The sequence below is a fragment of the Cohnella fermenti genome (assembly GCF_004801405.1).
GTDB lineage: Bacteria > Bacillota > Bacilli > Paenibacillales > Paenibacillaceae > Cohnella > Cohnella fermenti.
Map to the genome: position 1 here is coordinate 114,439 of NZ_SSOB01000022.1, position 20,567 is coordinate 135,005.

The 20,567-nt window shown below is 58.5% G+C and carries 14 protein-coding genes; 2 read left to right on the forward strand and 12 right to left on the reverse strand.

The genetic code is table 11. The features are described 5' to 3' along the window. Positions 1-289: 289 nt before the first annotated feature. Complete coding sequence (gene uvrC / locus E6C55_RS17890; RefSeq protein ID WP_136371180.1) at positions 290-2,284, reverse strand: excinuclease ABC subunit UvrC; 1,995 nt, start codon at positions 2,282-2,284, stop codon at positions 290-292. A 181-nt stretch (positions 2,285-2,465) separates the two neighbouring features. Between uvrC and E6C55_RS17895 the strand changes: the two genes are divergently transcribed. Beyond that, positions 2,466-2,618, forward strand: a complete 153-nt coding sequence (locus E6C55_RS17895; protein ID WP_136371181.1) for a YqzM family protein — start codon at positions 2,466-2,468, stop codon at positions 2,616-2,618. A 92-nt stretch (positions 2,619-2,710) separates the two neighbouring features. Here the strand turns inward: E6C55_RS17895 and E6C55_RS17900 are convergent, their stop codons facing one another. The 11 genes from E6C55_RS17900 to E6C55_RS17950 all read right to left on the reverse strand — a co-directional run bounded on the left by E6C55_RS17900 (position 2,711) and on the right by E6C55_RS17950 (position 15,071). After that, positions 2,711-2,968 carry a YezD family protein gene (locus tag E6C55_RS17900; protein ID WP_136371182.1) on the reverse strand — a complete coding sequence of 86 codons (258 nt, stop codon included), beginning with the start codon at positions 2,966-2,968 and terminating at the stop codon, positions 2,711-2,713. Positions 2,969-2,987: 19 nt separating this feature from the next. Then, a complete protein-coding gene (cysW, locus tag E6C55_RS17905) occupies positions 2,988-3,863 on the reverse strand; it encodes a sulfate ABC transporter permease subunit CysW (RefSeq protein ID WP_136371183.1) in 876 nt (291 codons plus the stop codon). Between the two features lie 13 nt (positions 3,864-3,876). Next, positions 3,877-4,710: a sulfate ABC transporter permease subunit CysT gene (cysT, locus tag E6C55_RS17910; RefSeq protein ID WP_136371184.1), complete on the reverse strand. Its 834-nt coding sequence runs from the start codon at positions 4,708-4,710 to the stop codon at positions 3,877-3,879. 69 nt (positions 4,711-4,779) lie between these two features. Continuing rightward, entirely contained in the window at positions 4,780-5,913 is a 1,134-nt protein-coding gene (locus E6C55_RS17915; RefSeq protein WP_136371185.1) for a sulfate ABC transporter substrate-binding protein, read from the reverse strand. A 1,569-nt stretch (positions 5,914-7,482) separates the two neighbouring features. Continuing rightward, complete coding sequence (pilO, locus tag E6C55_RS17920) at positions 7,483-8,097, reverse strand: type 4a pilus biogenesis protein PilO (protein ID WP_168735714.1); 615 nt, start codon at positions 8,095-8,097, stop codon at positions 7,483-7,485. Continuing rightward, entirely contained in the window at positions 8,075-9,577 is a 1,503-nt protein-coding gene (gene pilM, locus E6C55_RS17925) for a pilus assembly protein PilM (protein WP_168735715.1), read from the reverse strand. The genes pilO and pilM overlap by 23 nt, the downstream gene beginning before the upstream one ends. A gap of 94 nt (positions 9,578-9,671) precedes the next feature. After that, positions 9,672-10,415 carry a prepilin peptidase gene (locus E6C55_RS17930; protein ID WP_136371188.1) on the reverse strand — a complete coding sequence of 248 codons (744 nt, stop codon included), beginning with the start codon at positions 10,413-10,415 and terminating at the stop codon, positions 9,672-9,674. Between the two features lie 110 nt (positions 10,416-10,525). Next, complete coding sequence (locus E6C55_RS17935) at positions 10,526-11,020, reverse strand: type II secretion system protein (protein WP_230986733.1); 495 nt, start codon at positions 11,018-11,020, stop codon at positions 10,526-10,528. Between the two features lie 109 nt (positions 11,021-11,129). Then, a complete protein-coding gene (locus E6C55_RS17940; RefSeq protein ID WP_136371189.1) occupies positions 11,130-12,338 on the reverse strand; it encodes a type II secretion system F family protein in 1,209 nt (402 codons plus the stop codon). Next, positions 12,338-13,369 (reverse strand): type IV pilus twitching motility protein PilT, encoded by a 1,032-nt coding sequence (locus E6C55_RS17945; RefSeq protein WP_136371190.1) that lies wholly within the window; start codon positions 13,367-13,369, stop codon positions 12,338-12,340. Before E6C55_RS17945 ends, E6C55_RS17940 begins: the two co-directional genes overlap by 1 nt. A gap of 37 nt (positions 13,370-13,406) precedes the next feature. Continuing rightward, a complete protein-coding gene (locus tag E6C55_RS17950) occupies positions 13,407-15,071 on the reverse strand; it encodes a GspE/PulE family protein (protein ID WP_136371191.1) in 1,665 nt (554 codons plus the stop codon). Between the two features lie 387 nt (positions 15,072-15,458). On the opposite strand from E6C55_RS17950, the gene E6C55_RS17955 reads away from it, so the two are divergent. After that, positions 15,459-20,390, forward strand: a complete 4,932-nt coding sequence (locus E6C55_RS17955) for a DUF5057 domain-containing protein (RefSeq protein WP_136371192.1) — start codon at positions 15,459-15,461, stop codon at positions 20,388-20,390. Positions 20,391-20,567: the final 177 nt, after the last annotated feature.

Genomic DNA, 20,567 nt, shown 5'->3' on the forward strand with positions numbered 1-20,567 from the left:
CAACTGAAGCAGCATTAGGCGCGTGGAGGGACCAAGATGAGTCACCATTACTCAAGTGCGGGCGTCTGAGCGAGCATGATGGGTGCAGATGAGTAACCACGACCCAACTGAAGCGTCGACAGGCGCGCAGAGGCACTGAAATGAGTCACCACGACTCATCTGGCCGCCCCGCTCGCCGGTTACCGGGGCCAGTTGAGTCACCACGACTCATCTGCCCCTCTCGTCGGCCCATCCCTCTAACCGCAACCGCCCGAGCCTTCTCCGCAGAGAGAAGCTCGGGCGGTCATTGCTATTCCGGCTGGGCGGCCTCCGGCTTCGACTCGGCCTCCCGCTCCCCCTCGCCTTCGTTCAGCGCGTCCAGAATGCGGCGGGCCAGCGCCTCGCCGATCGAGACGGCGCGGAAGTCCTCCACGCTCGCCTCGCGAATCGCCTTCAGCGAGCCGAAGTGCTTAAGCAGCTGCTTGCGGCGCTTCTCGCCGATGCCGGGAATCGCGTCAAGCTTCGACGCGATCATCGACTTCGCGCGCTTCTCGCGGTGGAAGGTGATCGCGAAGCGGTGCACCTCGTCCTGGATGCGCTGCAGCAGGTAGAACTCCTGGCTGTCGCGCGGCAACGGGATCTCCTCCGGCGGATCGCCGACGAGCAGTTGCGATGTGCGGTGCTTCTCGTCCTTGGCGAGGCCGCACACGGGAACGTCCAGCCCGAGCTCGTTCTCGAGCACGTCGATCGCCGACGCGATCTGCCCCTTGCCGCCGTCGATGACGATCAGGTCCGGCAGCGGCAAGCCTTCCTTCAGCACCCGCTCGTACCGGCGGCGGATGACCTCGCGCATCGTCTCGTAGTCGTCCGGCCCCTGGACGGTGCGGATGTTGTACTTGCGGTATTCCTTCCGATCCGGCTTGCCGTCCGTGAACACGACCATCGCCGACACCGGGTTCGAGCCCTGAATATTCGAGTTGTCGAACGCCTCGATCCGGCGCGCGGACGGGATGCCGATGTGCTGCGCCAATCCCTCGGACGCGCCGACGCTGCGCTCCTGGTCGCGTTCGATCAAGCGGAACTTCTCCTCAAGCGCCACCTTCGCGTTGCCGCAAGCCATCGTGACCAGCTTGCGCTTCGTCCCGCGCTTCGGAACGTGCACCTTGATGTTCAGCCAGGAGTGAAGCGACCGCGAGAAGTCCGTGCTCTCCTCGTCTCCCTCGCGGCTCTCGTCCTCCTCGCGCTCCTCCGCATCGCCCTCGCGGGCGACCTTCGCCGCCGCGATATCGCTTGTCGCGGTCGCCGTCGCCTCTACGGCCGCCGGGGCATCCGGCAGCAGCATCTCGCGCGGCAGAGCGGGATTGTCGCTGTAATATTGCGCCACATACGTCAGGAAGTCCTCGTGCGCTTCCCCGTAGAAGGGGAATAGCGAGACGTGTCTTTGGATCATTTTCCCCTGGCGCATGTAGAGGATCTGCACGCACATCCAGCCCTTGTCGACCGCATAGCCGAACACGTCGCGGTCCATCGTATCGTGCATCGTGATCGTCTGCTTCTCCATCGTCGCCTCGATCGCCGCGATCTGGTCCCGGTACTCCCGCGCCCGCTCGAACTCGAGTTCCTCTGCTGCCGATTCCATTTTCCGCTGGAGTTCCTTCTTGATCTCGCCGTGCCCGCCGTTCAGGAACCTCGAGATCTCGCCGGTCATCCGCTCGTATTCTGCCTTCTCGACCGGATACTCGCATGGCGCGAGGCATTGTCCGAGATGATAATAGAGGCACACCTTGTCCGGCAGCGTCTTGCACTTGCGCAGCGGGTACAGCCGATCGAGCAGCTTCTTCGTCTGCTGAGCCGCGAACGCGTTCGGATACGGGCCGAAGTACTTCGCCTTGTCCTTGACGATGCGCCGGGTGACCTCCAGCTTCGGATGGGCCTCGCTCGTTATCTTCAGATAAGGGAACGACTTGTCGTCCTTCAGAAGCACATTATACCTGGGAAAATGCTGCTTGATCAGATTACATTCGAGAATAAGTGCTTCCATGTTGCTGGCGGTGACGATGTATTCGAAGTCGCGGATCTCCGCAACGAGCCGCTGCGTCTTCGCGTTATGGCTTCCCGTGAAGTAGGAACGGACCCGGTTCTTCAGCACCTTCGCCTTGCCGACGTAGATGATCGTTCCTTCGCCGTTCTTCATTAAGTAACAGCCCGGACGCTCGGGGAGAAGGGCCAGCTTGTGGCGAATGTTCTCCGCGGCCTGCTCCGCGCCGATAACGGAACTGAAGCCCCCTTGCTTCGATGTCTCCATCCCGGAGACCTCCTTGTATGCGGTAATCGATCGGCCGTTCGCCGACCTGACTTCTATTGTAGCACAGCCGGAAGGGGAATGGGTGTTCTTATTGCCGTCCACAACTTGTCAAGTCCACGCTTTACAACGAAATGAGAAGTTGGTTATACTAGGAATAATGATCGCTTCAGGAGGAATCCCTATGGAGAATACTCAAGCTCAAGACCCGCGCTTGCACATTAACGAAGAGCCACGCGACGATCTGAAGGATCTGGTCTTCGGCTTCGGAGGCATGTTCGGCTTCATGTTCGTCGTCTTCACGATCGCGGTCATCGTCAAGTTCCTGAACACCTAATCGCACCGCATGTCCCTCGCTTGCTTGCTCGCAGGCGAATAACGCAGAAGAACCCGGCGCCCTCCTTCGAGGATTCCGGGTTCTTCTGTTTGTCACGTCCCCTGGCGCTCGGACACCGGTCCGAGCGATTCGCGCTGCGGCTCCCGCGGCTTCGCCTGCTCTCTCGGATCGCGATGCGGGCCGGCGGCGCGGCGTTCGTTCACCTCGTCGAAGCGACGGCGCTCCGTCCGTTCGATCTGCACGATCCTTCCGTCGTGCACGACGATCTGCACCGATCCGTATTGCAAGCCGGACACGGCGTCCGAGATTCTCTCCAGCCAGCTCTCGTTCAATTCCAACGGCTTCGCCATCGCCGATCTCCTCCTTCATCTAGTCCCCATGCTTGCTTCGTTCCAGCTTGCTCTCGATCAAGCTTTTGATAATCAGCGTAACGATCGCCAGCAGCATCAGCAGCGAAGCCACCGCGAAAGCGGCCGTATACTGATACTCGTTGTACAGAATCTCGATATGAAGCGGCAGCGTGTTCGTCTGCCCCCGGATGTGGCCGGAGACGACCGAGACGGCGCCGAATTCCCCCATTGCCCTTGCGTTGCACAGGATGATCCCGTACAGAAGACCCCACTTGATGTTCGGCAGCGTCACCCGGAAGAACGTTCTCCAGCCCCGCGCACCGAGGCTGACCGCCGCCTCTTCGTCCTGATTGCCCTGCGTCTCCATAAGCGGGATAAGCTCGCGGGCGATGAACGGGAACGTGACGAACATGGTGGCGAGAATGATGCCGGGCATCGCGAATACGATCTTGATGTCGTGGTCGATAAACCACCGTCCGAAGATGCCTTGCGCGCCGAACAGCAGAATGTACACCAGACCCGAGATGACCGGCGATACCGCGTACGGCAGGTCGATCAGGGTGATCAGCAGGTTTTTGCCGCGGAAGGTGAACTTCGTAATCGCCCAAGCCGCCGCCACGCCGAAAATCGTATTAAGAGGAACGGCGATCAATGCGGTCGTCAGCGTCAGTCGGAGTGCGGATATCGCGTCGGGATGCTTGATCGCGGCCCAATACGTATCCCATCCCTTGCGGAACGCCTCCAACAGGACGGTGACCAGAGGAAGCAGGATAACGACGCCGACGAACAGCAGGGCGATACCGATCAGAACACCCCGAACCCAGCGGGCTTCCGTCAGGTGCTTCGGCTTGGCCTCATTCGAGACGGCGGTTACGGTCGTAACGGCTCCAGCCATGCGCTTTCCCTCCCTAGCTCGACCGCAGACGGCGATTGCTCCACCGTTGCAGCGAGTTGATGACCAGAAGCAGCCCGAACGAGAGGATAAGAAGCACGAGCGCAATGGCGGTTGCCTGGCTGTACTCGTACTGTTCCAGCTTCGTGACGATAAGCAGCGGCGCGATCTCCGTCTTCATCGGCATGTTGCCGGAGATGAACACGACGGAGCCGTATTCGCCGATGCCTCTCGCGAAGGCGAGCGCGAAGCCCGTCAGCAGCGGGGGCACGAGCTCCGGCAGAATGACCTTGCGGAACGTCCGCCAGCGATAGGCGCCGAGCAGAACCGACGCTTCCTCCATATCGCTCTCCAGCTCTTGAAGCACCGGCTGAACGGTCCGGACGACGAACGGCACCCCGATGAAGATGAGCGCGATCGTAATGCCGATCGGCGAATACGCGATGCGGATGCCGAGCGGGTCGAACAGTTGGCCGATCCAGCCGTTCGGCGCGTAGATCGACGTCAATGCGATGCCCGCAACCGCCGTCGGCAGGGCGAACGGGATGTCAATCAGCCCGTCGACGAGCTTCTTGCCCGGGAACCGGTAGCGCACGAGCACCCATGCGACGAGCAAGCCGAAGACGGCATTGACCAGAGCCGCGAAGAAGGAGGTCAGGAGGCTTATCCGGTACGAAGCGACAACGCGCGGACTCGTCACCGTCTCCCAGAATTGCGGGAGAGTCAGGCCGGCGGTCTTCACGACGAGGCCGGCCAACGGGATGAGAACGATCAAGCTGAGATACAATACGGTGAAGCCGAGCGTAAGCCGGAAGCCCGGTAGAACGCTCTTGCCGCGGCTCTTCGCCATGTTCGATCTTCCCTCTCTTATGAGTTAGGAGCCTTGCTGCTTACGTTGCTAACGGAGCCGATCGTCGATTTACCCCTTCGTGTAAATCTCGTCGAACGTGCCGCCGTCGCTGAAGTGCTTCTTCTGCGCTTCTCTCCAGCCTCCGAACTCCTCGTCGATGGTGATCAGGTTGAGCTCGGGGAATTGGTCCTTATACTTGTCGGCCACTTCCTGCAGCCTTGGCCGGTAGAAGTTCTGCGCCGCGATCTCTTGACCTTCCGGCGTGTACAAGTACTTCAGATAAGCTTCGGCGACCTCGCGGGTCCCGCGCTTGTCGACAACCTTGTCGACGATCGCGACCGGCGGCTCCGCCAGAATGCTGATAGACGGCGTGACGATCTCGAAGTCGTCCCCGTACTCCTTCTTCGCGAGGTAAGCTTCGTTCTCCCAGGACAGCAGCACGTCCCCGATCTTCCGTTCCACGAACGTAGTTGTCGACCCGCGCGCTCCGGAATCCAGAACCGGCACGTTGGCGAACAACTGCTTGATGAATTCCTTCGTCTTCGTCTCGTCTCCGCCGTTCTGCTTCGCAGCGTAGCCCCATGCGGCGAGGTAAGCCCAGCGAGCTCCGCCGGATGTCTTCGGGTTCGGCGTGATAACCTCGACGTCGTCGCGGATCAGGTCGTCCCAGTCCTTGATGTTCTTCGGGTTGCCCTTGCGAACGAGGAAAACAATGGTGGACGTATAAGGAGAGCTGTTCGATTCGAACTGGTTCTGCCAGTCTTCCTTAAGCAAGCCTCCGTCCGCCAGAGCGTCGATGTCGTACGCGAGAGCCAGCGTCACCACGTCCGCCTCGAGACCGTCGAGCACCTGACGTCCTTGCGAGCCCGATCCGCCGTGCGATTGGTTGATCGTAACCGTCTGCCCCGTCGTCTCCTTCCAATACTTCGCGAAGCTCTCGTTGAAGGCAACATACAGCTCGCGGGTCGGATCGTACGAGACGTTCAGCAGCTCGACCGGGTCCTTCTTCGGGGTCTCGCTCGGGCTTGCGCTTGGGCTGGCCGAAGCACCCGAGCTTGCGCTCTCGGACGGCTTGGCACTCTGCGACGGCGAGGCATTGGAGCCCGAATTGCCGTTCGATCCGCAAGCGGACAGCACCGATACGATTAACGCGAGGACGAGCAGAAGCTGGAATGAATACCTTCTCTGTTTAGCATGATTCATCATAAATGCACCCCTGTTCCAATTGTTTTTTAAAATTACTATTCCTACCTAATTAATTGGTATTGGGGAAATCATAGCAGTCGGATGAGTTTAATGTCAATAAAGGATTTCTTTATTAATTATAAAAAAGTCTGATAACCAGCGAGTAAAAAACCGCCTCCATTCTCCCTCCGTCGCCCCAAAGTGCCGATTCCAGGTGAAGGACCGCATTAACTCCCTCGCTCCTTCGGCTTATTCACTCGTCCACCAACTCCCGACACTCACTCATTCACTCCTCCAACTGCTCCCCCTCCCCGCCAACTCCCCACCCGCTCCCTCCTCCTCCTCAACTGCTGCCAACTCCCACCCGCTTCGCCACTCCCCCGACTTCCAACTCGCTACTCACTTCTCCTGATCCGGATTCGATGGGTTTTCCCCCCCGTGTCCGATGCCTTGGCAGTGTTACTTTTGCGTTTTATATGAATTTTCACATTCATCGGCTCGGATTGGAGGCAATCGCGGTGTTTTATGTGATTTTTCGCATACATCCAGCCGCCTGGGCTGGAATTTGCTCCATATATGCGATTTTTCACATTCATTTCGCGCGAAGCCCCTTTTTCTTCGGCACGAATGTGATTTTTCGCATATAATCGTCAAACTGCCCATCCTCGAGCTACACGAATGTGATTTTTCACATAAATTTCTGCCATTCTGCGGCATCCGTGCGGTATCGGTTGGCCTCGGTGAAGCATCGGCGCGTTATCGGTACTGTCGGTGCAGTGTCCGTGCGGTATTGATGTGTTTGATGTGTTGTTGGCGCGCTATCGATGATGTCGGTGCGGTGTCCGTGTGGTATTCATGTGTTATCGGCGCGCTATCGGTACTGTCGGTGCAGTGTCCGTGCGGTATTGATGTGTTTGATGTGTTATCGGCGCGGTATCGATGATGTCGGTGCTGTCGGTGCGATATTGGTCTGGTATTGGTGTGGTATTAGCGCGACATCGGTGAGGTATCGGCGCAGCTTCGACAGCTTCGCCGGCTTTTGCCACCGCTTCCGCCCCTCTGCTCATCGTTCGAATAGGTGCCGCGGCGGTGCCTATGGCTTAAGCGATAACTGCCCCCTCCATAGACAGTCAACGATTGGAATCATGCCATGCCATGACGCACCGATTCACTCCGATTCGCCCCGACCCGGCCAGCTCCTATGTGCATCGAGCATTATGATCGAAATTTCGATCATACATGGTTCCCGTCTGCCCGCTTCAGGCGAATAAGATCGAATTTTCGCCTTTATTTCGCGGTCGACCGTCCGCTCCAGGCAAATAAGGTTGAAATTTCGACTATAATTTGCGTCTGGCGCCCCCTTTGTGCAAATAAGATCGAAATTTCGATTACAATCTACACTCCGGTCCGCCGCAGGAGCTTTGCGACATCGGTGTCAACTGGCATAAGATGATCCGAGATTGATCCTTTCTTCAAAAACGCAAAAAAGCCGCCGTCACGGCAGCCTTGAAGCAAAATGCACCAATTTGTTCTATTGCGTGCAGATACGGAGCGCCCCCCCGCTGCTGCGGGCGGGCCTCCCCCTGCTCAGAACGGCTCCAGCACTTCCGTCACCAGCTCGCTGTAAGACGGATCGAAATACGCCGTCAGGCTGACGCTGATCGTGATCGGCTTCAGCTTCTCTTCGGCAGTCGTCGGCTGGGCGAGGGTGAACGAATCGATATTGGTCAGCCGCTCCATCTGTTGAAGCCGGTCGAACCACGCGAGCAACTGCTCGTACGTCCCTTGCAGCACAACGGATGTCTTCAGCTCGTGTACGGTTGGATAAGGGCTTTGCTCCCCGCCGACGATCGTCTGCAGCTCGTTCGACTCGGAGGCGGAGAACGTCACACTGCTCGTCTTCACGGCAACGGCGCTGCCGATCTTGTTCAGGTCCATCAGGAGCTGCTCCGTGTTATCCCAGAGCGGGAGCGCCTTCTGGATCTCGTCCATGTTCTCGCTCCCCTTCTCCGCCAGCTTCTCGTTCAGCTTCTTCGTCAGCAGATCGCTCTGCTTCTGAAGACGGGAGACCTCGTCCTCCTGCTTCTTGATATCGCCAGTCAAGGGATTGACCTGGAGAAAATAAAATCCGAGGAGGAAGACAAACAGAAGCAAAATCCCGAGTGTGCCCAGCGTTCTCTTATTGGTTGCCGTCTGCAGCATTCTTGGCTCCTCCTTCCGGCTTCTTGAACGGCACCGCATAGACGGCGGTCAGCTTCGTCGCCGACAATGGGGATGTCTCAAGGTCCGCAGCCGCGGAAGCAGCCTTCTCTTCGACAACCGACTGGAGCGTCGCATCCTCCGCGAATGACATGCGGCGCAGCTCATACAAATACCGCGAGACGTCTTCCGGCCGGTTCAGCGTGACCGTAAGCCCGATCTGCGACGACGCATTGTAGTTCAACGTGCGAATGACCGCTCCTGCCGGCAGCTTCTCCTTGAGCTCGGCGAGCACATCGGTCACCACTCGCCGATTGTTCCGGATCGCGACGACCGCCTGCGAAGGGTCGGTTGCCCCGTCCTTCGGCTTCTGTTGGGCGATGATGCCGTTCTCCAGGGAGGCGAGGTTCAACTGGAGCTCGTCGGCCTGCCGCTTGCCGGCCTGCAGCTCCGAGCGGCTATCGTAGTAGTAGTACAGCATCGCGGCCAGGCAGAGCACCCACACAAGAAGCGTCCCCGCGAGCGCATACGGAGCCACCTTCGCTTCGCGGTCGACCTTCGGAAGCAGGTTGATCCGCTTCTCCTCGTTCGGCCACAACGCAAGGCCGATCGCTACCCGTTGCCCGTCCGCGTACGACTCGTCCCGCTTGCCCGGGGCATACGGCTGGAACGATATTGTCCGCACGTCCATGTCCGGCTGCAGCTCCTGAAGCGCGGCGCACAGTTGATCCCTGACCGCCTTCGATCCGGCGATGCGGGCTTCGGCGATGCGGGATTGCCCTTCATGAATACTGAACTGATAGAAGTTCAGCATTCTCGAGATCTCGGCGGTCATCTCGCCAAGCTGCGACGGGCTCAACTGGCCCCCATCGTCCAATGCGCTGAACAGAGAGATCGACCGCACGAACACCGGCTGTCCCTGGTAAAACATATAGATCTCCAGCGAGTCCGGCTCCTGATTCACAAGCAGCGTCTCTTGGAAGGAGCTCCTGTCGAGGGTCCGGATCGCGCGGGCGAGCGCAGTGGCCGACAGCTCCACACCCCGCACTTTAAGCCCGGCGGACTCGACCAGCTTCACCTGCTGCTCGATCAATTGGCGCGATGCCGCGAACACGAGCACCTGCGTCGCATTCTCCTCCTCGCCCACGACAACATAGTCGTAGACCGGGTCCTCGAACGGAAGATGCAGCGCCGTCTCGACCTCCAGCGCAACCAGTTGGTGAAGATCCTTGCGGTTCGTCGTCTGGATCTGGATTCGGCGAATAATCGCCTGCGACGTCTGAATCGGAATGACCACGGGCGATCCGGTCAGCTTCATCCGCCTGACCCACCGCTTCAGTTGGCGACGCAGATCGTCCGTATCCTTCAGTTGCTCATCCGCGTATGCATCCGGAGACAGCGGCAGCACGCCGGAGCTCTCGATCGTCCAATGTCTCTTCTTGCGCAGCTTGACCAGCCGGGCTCCGGAGGGACCGATCGTCAATCCTATCCTCTTGGAGCTAGAACCGAACATTGCCTTCTCACATCCCAATAGGAAAATAAACCTTGTCAATCGAGTCATACGAAGAGAAAGCTTGTTAGCGGAATAGAGATAAGTAGAAGTCCACGATAGAAGCTCCGTATCCATATGCGACCAATGCGCCGAGCCCCAGGAACGGGCCGAACGGAATTGGCTGCTTGCGGCCGCCCCGACGCGCGGCTCCGACCAGCAAACCAACCAGACTCGCAACCAGAATCGCGAGCAGCAGATAACGAAGCCCGACCACCCAGCCGAGCAGCGCGAACAGCTTGACGTCCCCGAGCCCCATTCCCTCTCGCGAGAGCAGCGCAACGGCCAACAATCCTCCGCCCCCGACAGCCGCTCCGAGCAGATGGCTCCAGATCGGCTGCGAATGCGCCAGCAGGATCGCCGCGACGAGCAAAGGCGAGAAGCTCAGCAGCACCTTGTTCGGAATGAGCATGTACTTCAGGTCCGACACGGCCACGATGACGCACACGCTTGCCAGCAGCGCTCCGGTCAGCGCCTCGAGAGTCAGGCCGAACCTCAAGTACATAAGCACGAACAGCAGCCCCGTCGCCGCCTCGCCGAGCGAATAGAGCCGCGATACCTTCGCTCCGCAATGCCTGCACTTCCCTCCCGACAGCGCCAGGCTGACGATCGGCACCAGGTCTCGGGCAGCCAACTGCCGCCCGCAGCTCCCGCACCGCGACGCCGGCCGCACCACCGACTCGCCGACCGGCACCCTCAGCGCAACGACATTATAGAAGGAGCCGAGCACCGCCCCTAAGCAGAACAGATAGATGGAGAGCAAGATCGTCATGGGTCAGGTCTCTTTCGGTGGGAGATTACGGACTTAACAGGTTTTTAGGCAAACAGGAACCGCAGGGCGGTTCCTGTTTTGCTTAACTTCATTAAGAGCTTGAACTCAGGTTAAGGAGCAGTCGGTTCAGTCGCCGTAGCTGAGCCCGTACTTGCTAATACATCGGAGCCTTTATAGTACTGCAAATCAGTTGTACCGCCAGTCGTTGTCGTCAAGGATACATAAAGTAATGCACCATCACTTTGCCTAAACACTACAGACCCGCCAGTAATTACTTTCTTCGTGCTAGGAAGAACTAAGTTGCTATCTAAATAGCCTTTACCTTGAAGACCGGTAGTTCCAACAATCGGAATGGTGAGATTCCCAGTAACACCAGTATTTTTGAAGTCTCCGCTCAATTCCGAAGTAACATAGATTCTAGCCGCATCATAAATCTGGCGTGCCGTAGCAACGTCCGAATCCGACTTTGACTTACTAATCACATTCCCAATCAAAGGAACCGCAATCGCGGCGATGACGGCCAGGATGACGATGACGGCGAGAAGCTCGATCAGGGTGAAGCCTTTCTCTTCCTTGCCGAGACGCCTCAGAATAGCTGCTTTCATGTTCATTTCCCCCTACACACTTAGAATTGGTTGCTTGTCCACTCGCGTACTTCTATCTATCAGAAGCCCCTCCAGGTCGCGGGCTAATGAACCTTCCGGCGAACTTGCGTCATCCCATCTCGCCGTACAGCGAGAACATCGGAAGCATAATGGCGGCGACGATCGTGCCGACGATTCCCGCGAGGAACACGATAAGAAGCGGCTCAAGCAGCGACTTGAGTCGGTCGACGGTGTTCTCGACGTCCATCTCGTAGAAGTCGGCCACCTTCGAGAGCATCTGGTCGAGCGCGCCGGTCTCCTCGCCGATCGAGATCATCTGCGTGACCATCGGCGGGAACACCCAGGCCTTCTTCAGCGGATCGGACAGCGGGTTCCCCTGCCGAAGCGAGTCGGCCGCGCTGTGGATGTAGCCGCCGATGACCTTGTTCGCGACGAGCTCCTCGACGATGCTGAGCGATTGCAGCACCGGCACGGCGCTCGCGTACAGCGAGGAGAGCGTGCGAGACATCTGCGCGATGGCGCCCTTCTGCTTCAGCTTGCCGAAGATCGGCACCTTCAGCTTGGCGTAGTCGATCCAATAGCCGCCCTTGCGGGTCCGCTTCGCCGCCTGGTACGCCGCGATGATCGCGACTATGCCCAGCAGCCAGAAGAGCCACTGATGCTCGATGCTGTTGCTGAGCGCCAGCACCATTCGGGTGATGGCCGGCAGCTCCGCATTCATCGATTCGAACATCGTCACGAACTGCGGCACGACCGCCTTCAGCAGGTAGATGCAGGCGAGAATCGCAATCGCACCGACGACGGCCGGGTAGGTCATCGCCGACTTGATCTTCTCCTTCGTGACGTGCTGCTTCTCGAGGAACAGCGCAAGCCGGTCCAGCGTCCCCTCGATATCGCCCGTCTCCTCCCCGGCCCGGATCATGTTGACGAAGATGGCCGGGAAGATTTTCTTATGTTCCACAATCGCCTGGGAGAAGGCCACTCCGCGAAGAAGCGAAGTATGGACGTCGGCCAGAGCTTTCTTGAGCGGCTTGCTCTCCGTCTGCTCGGCCAGAATGGCCGTCGCGTCGACGATGGACACTCCTGCCCGGATCAGCGTCGCGAACTGGCGGCAGTACATGATGAATTGCTCGCCCTTGACCGGGTTGCCGATGTAGATGTCCATCGAGAGCAGCGTGTTGCGCTGTTCGACGAGCGACAGGACAACCAGGTTCCGCTTGCGAAGCTCCTCCATGGCGGCCGACTTGTCCATCGCCGACAGCTTGCCCTTGATGTGCCGGCCGGCCTGGCTCTTGACCTGGTAGATGAAGTCGGCCATCAGTACGCTCCCGCTTCAGCGAGGTAAGCTCGTCCGGCCGCGGGTTCGATGGCTCCAATCGCGAGCAGATCCTTGATCGACGTCTCGAGCGTGTGCATGCCCAGCGCCCGCCCCGTCTGCATAACGCTCTTGATCTGATGAATCTTCTCCGTCCGGATCAGATTCGCGACCGCCGGCGTGTTGACCATAATCTCCGTCGCGCACGCGCGCCCCTTGCCCTGCATCCTCGGGAACAGCCGCTGCGAGACGACCGCGAGCAGCACCGCCGCGAGCTGCGACCGGATCTGCCCCTGCTGATGTCCGGGGAATGCGTCGATGATTCGGTCGATCGTCTGGGGAGCGTCCGTCGTATGCAGCGTCGCGAACACAAGGTGCCCGGTCTCGGCGGCGGTTACGGCGGCCGAGATCGTCTCCAGGTCGCGCATCTCCCCGACCAGAATGACGTCCGGGTCCTGCCGCAGCGCCGCGCGCAGTCCGTTCGCGAAGCTTCGCGTGTCGCTGCCGACCTCTCTCTGGTCGATAATCGACGTCCCGTGCGAATGCAAGTACTCGATCGGGTCCTCAAGCGTGACGATATGCTTCCGCTCCGTTGTGTTGATGTGGTTGATCATCGCCGCCAAGGTGGACGACTTGCCGCTGCCCGTCGGTCCGGTGACGAGAATGAGCCCCTGCGGCTTCAGTGCGAGAGTGGAGAGAATCGGCGGCAGTTGCAACTGCGCCATCGTCGGGATCGCCGTTGGGATGGTTCGCACGGCGATGCTCACCTTGCCCCTCTGGCGATAAGCGTTCACGCGGTAGCGCGACAGCCCATCCAGCTCGCAGGAGAAGTCAAGCTCCCCCGCCTGCTCGAAGCGCTCCGCTTGCTCCGAGCTCAGAAGCGACAAGGCCATCTGTCTGGCCTGTTCGGACCCGATCTTCTCCTCGCCGATGGCTTCCAGCTTCCCGTGAATCCGCATGACGGGCGGAGACCCCGCCGTGATGTGAAGATCCGACGCCTTGGAGTGGTGCGCCCGCTCCAGAAGCGCGATCATGCTGTCGTAAGCTCTCTCGATGATCCTCGACCTCCTTCTAATAAGCTACAGTCTCGCGAATGACTTCCTGGACGGTCGTGATTCCTTGAAGAACCTTGTCGAGCCCGTCGTCGAGCAAGGAGATCATGCCCTGGCGGTCCGCCGCCTTCCGCAGATCCTCGACGGTCGAGGAATGGTTGATGAGCTGCCGGACGGAGGAATCGATCGCCAGCACCTCGTGGATGGCGACCCGCCCCCGGTAGCCGGACCGGTTGCAGTTGCCGCAGCCCGCTCCCTTGTACAGCTTCTCGACCCTGCGCCCGCGCCCTTCGAGAAGCGACAGCTCCTGCTCGGTCGGAGTGTGGAGCGTTCGGCAGTCCGGGCATATCCGTCTCACGAGCCGTTGGGCGACAACGCCGATGAGCGAGGACGCGACCAGATACGGTTCGATCCCCATATCCCGCAGCCGCGTCACCGAGCTGACCGAATCGTTCGTGTGCAGCGTCGACAGCACCATGTGGCCGGTGAGCGAAGCGCGGATCGCAATCTCCGCCGTCTCGGAATCGCGGATCTCCCCGACCATGACGACATTGGGGTCCTGACGAAGAATCGACCGCAATCCGGCGGCGAACGTCAGCCCGATGGTCGGATTGACCTGCACCTGGTTGATGCCCTCAAGCTGATACTCGACCGGGTCCTCGACCGTGATGATGTTCGTGCTCTCCTGATTGAGATGATTGAGCGCCGAGTACAGCGTTGTCGTCTTCCCGCTTCCCGTCGGCCCGGTAATGAGCAGAATGCCGTACGGACGATCGATCATGCCGCGGAACAACTGCTGGTTGCGAGGGTGGAAGCCAAGGTGCTCGATCGCCTTTACTCCGCTGCTTAGGTCGAGGAGACGCAGAACGATTTTCTCCCCGTAGATGGTTGGAAGCGACGAGACCCGGATGTCGACGGCCTGCAATCCCGCCTGCATCTTCATCCGCCCGTCCTGCGGCAGCCGCCGCTCGGCGATGTTCAGCTTGGCCATAATCTTCAGCCGCGCCGTGATGAAGCCCTGCATCTGCTTCGGAATCGTCCGCTCCGTGCGGAGCACGCCGTCTACCCGGTAGCGGATCGCAACGTGGTGCTCGCCCGGATCGACGTGGATATCCGACACCTTAAGCTGCATCGCCTGCTGGATCATCTGGTTCACCAGCCGGACGACCGGCGAATCCTCATTCGTAATCTCGGTCTCGCGGATGTCCTCCTGCGTCGGAAGGTCGCCGAGCAGTTGGCTCATCGAATCCTGAAGGCCGTAGTGCCGGGCGATGGCCCGCTGCAGCTCCTCCTTGCTCGAGATGGCCGGCTTGATCCGGAAGCCCGTGCTCATCCGCAGCTCTTCGATGGCGAAGTAGTCGAGAGGGTCGGCCATGGCGACGAGCAGACTGCCTCCGTCCTTCTCGATCGGAATCGCCTGATAGCGTCTCGCCAAGCTCTCGGGAATGATCTGCGCGATGGAAGAATCGATCTGGTACTTGAACAGGCTGACGTGCGGGATGCCGAGCTGGAACTCCAGCACCTCGATCAGTTGCTGCTCGGTTATGTATCCTTGAGAGATGAGCAAGTCGCCGAGCTTCTGCTTTGTCCTTCGCTGCTCCTGGAGCGCCTCCTGAAGCTGGACGTCGGAGATGATCCCGCTCTCGACCAGCAAGTCTCCCAATCTTTTCTTAACGACCGCCATAACCGCCCCCCTTTCCGATATAGTCAGTTATACCTAGTTAATAGTTTTATACTTAGTTTCCGTTCGATCCAAGCATAGTTCCGAAAACCTACTGTTTTTCAGAAAATGAGAGACGGAAATTGGAAATGCTTACATTTGAATTTCGGCTGTTTTCATGTCACTTTGTAGGAACAAAGCCCCCATAAATTGCCTGAAGGTATTATATAACCAACTGATTCGAGAACACAACAGCGGATTTTCGCGAAAAAACAATCTTTTTGCAATTGGTAAATTTTCAGTATTTGTTCAGATGTTTATGGTAGAATAGGGCAAGAATGCCTAGTTCTTAGAACCTATTAAAATTCAGCTTACATAGTTAATGCAGAGTTAACAAATGAGGGGGATATTATGGTTCGTTCTATCAGGGGGAAAATCAATCTGCTGCTCACAATCGCGATGCTGGTCTCGCTGTTCGCTTCGATCGGCGGAATCGCGAAGATCGCGGCGGCGGCGGATTCGACGGTTACGGTGACGTTGAAGTCTTCGGCTACCGCGTCGAAGAAAGAGAAAAACAAAACGGTGACAAGCACCGCTGCCTTTGTTACGGTCAGCAACTCATCTCTTTACGCCAATTCGTCCACATCCAGCGGCTCCGCTCAACAGTTCGACTTGAAGATATGGAGCGACGGCACGGTCTCCTTCCTCTCCAAGTCCGGTACTAATCAATACGTAACGGTATCCAGCAGCGGCACGGTGTCCATGACCACCATCAGCAACGGCAGCATGACAAGCGCTGAGAAGTTCGCTATGATCCCGTCGGACAATGACTACACATTCAAATCTTTGAAGAGCAATAAATTCCTGTCGGCAAGTACTACTTATGACGACAACTTCAGATTAGCCGCCGATCAATCCTCTAATACAGGCACAGCTCAGTTGTTCACCCTGAAGGTCGTCTCCTCCACGAACCCGACCTCAACCCAATCGGAGATCCGCATCCTGGAGATCACCGACAGCGGAGAGTCCGATCTGAGTTCCCTATTCGCTTCTTACACGAGCCCGAAGATTACGGTCGAGACGCTCCGCATGAAGCAATTCGTCGCTCTGCGCGATGACCTCGACGGCAAGTACGACGCCATCTATATCGGCAAGGGGAGCTACAATGCGACTCTGGTCGGCACCGATCAGAATCACAACACTACCGATCTCATGAACGACATCACGGACCTTAAGATGAACGAGATCAAGGCAGATTACATCGAGCGGGGCCTTCCGGTTATCGTCTACAGCCAAGGAGCGAACAGCAGCACCAGCGGCAGCGGCGCTTACTTCCAGAACACGGCCGGCAAGCTGAAGACCGCCTTCAAGGCTTATGTCGGCTCAGACTCAACCCCTTCCGCGTCGACCTCCTATGTTCCCGTCTCCAGCACCGACAACGTGATTTTCGTAGGGGACCTTAATCTTCTCACGGCGAAGACCTTCCTGGACAAGACGGATTTGTTCGCTTATGCGGCAGCGCGGCCACGGCTGACGATCAGCAGCAAACCGACGGATTACACGGCCAACACGAACTATCTGTACAAAGCCGGAGACACGATGGACTTCACCTTCTCCGTCGGCAACATTAGCGACATTAGCAAGCGCAGCCTGACGGCCAAGCTCTACATCGGAATCGACTATGTGCTGACGTTCGGCGCCGAGCAGCTCGTCACCGCCCAGCCGGTGGCGCAGCTTGCCGGCAACACGCTCAGCTTCCGCTTGCCGAAGGGATATTCCGGCGTCCATTATTGGAAGCTTGAGATCGAGGACACGGCGAGCGGTCTGAAGGACGCGCAGTTCGGCGTCATCCGCTTCCGCGACGAGATTACGAAGATCAACGTGCTGCAGATTCTTCCGGGAACCGGCAGCGGCCAGGACGCGAGCAGCCTGACGAAGTCGGGCAACATGAATCAAAGCTACTTGAAGTCGAACGATTACGAGATCACGATCACAACGACAAATATCGCCGCCTTTAACAGTACCGGATACAAGCAGCTTAACGGATATTATGACATGCTTATTTTCGGATTCGCCGATGTGTACAATGAGTTGACCGCCATCGAAGCGAACGCCGCCAAGGCGGTTCAGGACTACATCGCGACCGGGCAAAGCGTCATGTTCACTCACGATACGGTCTACCGGGCAACCTCCAACTGGGTCTCCTACTTCCAGCAAGCGACGGGCCAGACCGGCAAAAACACGAATATGGGCCTCAACGCCAAGGAGCCTTCCACGACGACGAAGAAGGTCAATGAAGGTCTGTTGACCCGCTTCCCGTTCAATATCAGCAACTCAACGCCTCAGGTCAACACGACGCATGACCAGTACTACACGCTGAACCTTGAGGATCGCAAGCTTATTCCCTGGTACAACATCACCGGGGGCACGCGCGACGTCGACGACAGTTGGAACCACTATTATACGTACTCTTACGGCAACGTGACCTACTCGGGAACCGGTCACACGAACACGGGCTTCCCTGCCTGGGAACAGCAGTTGTTCGTCAACACGATGTACCGGGCCTTTATCGGTTCGAATCACGCGCCGACCTTGAACGTGGAATCGCCGACGGATTATGCGGCGACGAACCGGATCATCCCGTCCTACAGCGACGTCCTGGTCAGCTACACGGCGGAAGACTACGACCTGATCGACCGCAACTTGTATACGTCCGTTGCCTTTAAATACAAAGCGACAGGCGCATCGGCTTGGACAACGAAGGTCGTCAAGCCGGAGACGCTGGGGACGACCGGCAGCATCATCACGGATTCGTATGCCAACCCGCTTCCGAACGGCGGCGATCTGGAAGTCACGATTACGGCCAAGGACCTCAGCGGCGCTGTCGTCACCAAGGTAATCACGACCAAGGTCGTCAAGGTGACCGCCAACATCGACATCTCGCGCACCCTCTCGAGCAATGTCGTCAGCAACCAGGTGGACAAGGATACGGCGTTCACGATGACGTACTCAATTACGCCGAAGTCGATCGCGTACCAGAACGGAATCGACGAGAACGATCTGGTCGTGAAGGACATCGCCTTCGCGGAGACATTCCCGGCGAACCTGGAAGTGAACCTGAGCGACGTCTCTTCCCTGCTCTTGAATCCGAAGCTCACCGGCTCGCTCTCCACGGGTTATACCTTGACGGGAACCTTGGCGAACATTCCGTTCCGCAAGGACGGGAGCCTGTTCAAGGCCGATCCGGTCAGCTTCACGGTGAAGGCGACGCCGAAGCAGAACGGCAACTACCTGTTGGATAAGAGCTCGCTGGACTTTAAAGACTTCTATGTGAGCGGCCTGACCGTTCAGACGGATATCGATCGGACGCTGCAATTCCCTTCGTTCGCGATCCAGGCCGTCACGAAGCTGGCCAGCCTAAGCCTCAGCGACACGATTATCGCGCTGAACGACGAATCCAAGCTGATTCCGGTCTACACGCCGGATGACGCCACGAACAAGACGCTGACCTGGGCTTCGGCGGATTCGAAGATCGTCTCCGTCTCATCCTCCGGCGTGATCAAGGGCCTGGCGGAAGGCAAGACCCAGATTACCGCGACGGCGACGGACGGCAGCGGCCTGATCGCCGTGGCGAACGTGACGGTTATCGCTCCGGGGCTCAACATCGTCGGACCGACGACCGTGAACGTGAACGATACGATCAATCTCGAAGCGGTCCTCAAGACCGTAGGCGAGAACGTCTCGACCGTAAGCTGGGCGCTCGGCACCGGCCAGAGCGGCAAGGCCGAGCTCGCTGCGGCGGCAGGCAGCCTGAAGAGCGATCTGACCGGCCTTAACGTCGGCACGGTCGACGTCACTGTCACGATCACGACCGACAAAACCAAGACCTACACGAAGACGGTCTCCATCAGCGTCATTCAGCCGATCCAGTTGACTCTTCCGTCCGAGATTCGGATCGGCAAGGGAACCGCTCTGCAGCGGGATCTGTGGGCAACGGCGCTGATTGTTGCGCCGACGAATCTCGCTTCCGGCATCCAGAGCTACACGACTTGGAGCAGCAGCCAGTCGGCGGTCGCGACAATCGGCTCTGCCAACGGCGTCGCGACCGGAGTCGCGGCCGGCTCGACAACGATTACCGCATCCTATCAGAAGAATGCGAAGTCGGACCCGGTAACCGCATCGACAAGATTGATTGTCGTCGAATTGAGCGGCCCTGCCCACGTCACGATTGCCAAGGGCAAATCGGCCGGCCTCAAGTCGAAGCTGACCGTCGCGCCAAACGATGTATCCTATGATGTGCTGAACAATCTGAAGTGGTCGACCGACAACGCCTGCGGCTGCATCGCCGTCGACACCTCCGGCAACGTGACCACGACAGGCAGCGGGACCGCAACCGTTACCGTCTCCTATCAACAGACGATCACCCGTCCGGACGGGAAGACGGAGACCGTCACCATCGCGACGAAGACGATCGAGATCGCCGTTATCGATCTTGGCGCTCCTTCGACTGCAACGATCATCCAGGGCAAGCCGACCGATCTGGCCGAGCTGCTGAACATCGCCCCGGATTCCGTCGCTCCGACCGTGAAGGAGTCGCTTGCATGGACGGACAATACGGCAGACAACACCATATCCGTCACCGGAGGCGGCATCGCAACCGGAAGCAAGCCGGGCACGGAGACGATCACCGTGACCTATACGCCGTCGGACGGCAGCGATCCGATTACGGCATCGGTCGCCATTCGAGTCGTCCCGTCTCTGGGCTCGAACAGCACGATGACCGTCCGCTACGGCAAGAAGGGCATCGACCTCGCCGGTCTGCTTCCTTCGGAGCTGACGGCCGATGACCTCTCGCATATTTATTGGAGCGTATCCTCGACCGGCAGCGACCGTGTGAGAGCGGCGAGCGCGAAGGGCACGTACGACACCGCAGGCACGGGCGAGGCCCAGATCGTCGCTTCCTATAAGGATTCCTCGACGGGGCCGGCGCTGACCTCGAGGACGTTCACGATCAAGATCGTCGATCTCGTCCTGCCGACAAGCTTGACGCTGACGATCGGCGATCCCGCCTACAACCTGTTGCTCACGAGCAACGCCGTATCGTTGGCCATCTACCCGACAAGCGGGACGCTGTACACAACGATCAAGAACAACCTGAAGTGGTCGATCGTCAGCTCGGCGAACGCCGCGACCGTCAACAGCGGTCTCGTCACCGCCAAGAACGCAGGCAGCGCGGTCATCACCGTCACCTACACGCCGACCGACGGCGATCCGATCACCGCATCCATTAATGTCCTGGTGAAGAAGGCGAATACGACAACTCCAGGCAAGAATCGCTACTAATCGCCAGATGAAAAGAAGAACCGTCAGAGCGCGCCCCTGACGGTTCTTTATTTTATGCGGTTTTTCACATTCGCGGGCTTTGAATCGAGGGAATCGCGGCGTTTTATACGATTTTTAGCATATATGCGAGAATTCGATCCGGAATTTCCTCCATTTATGCTATTTTTCGTATAGAAT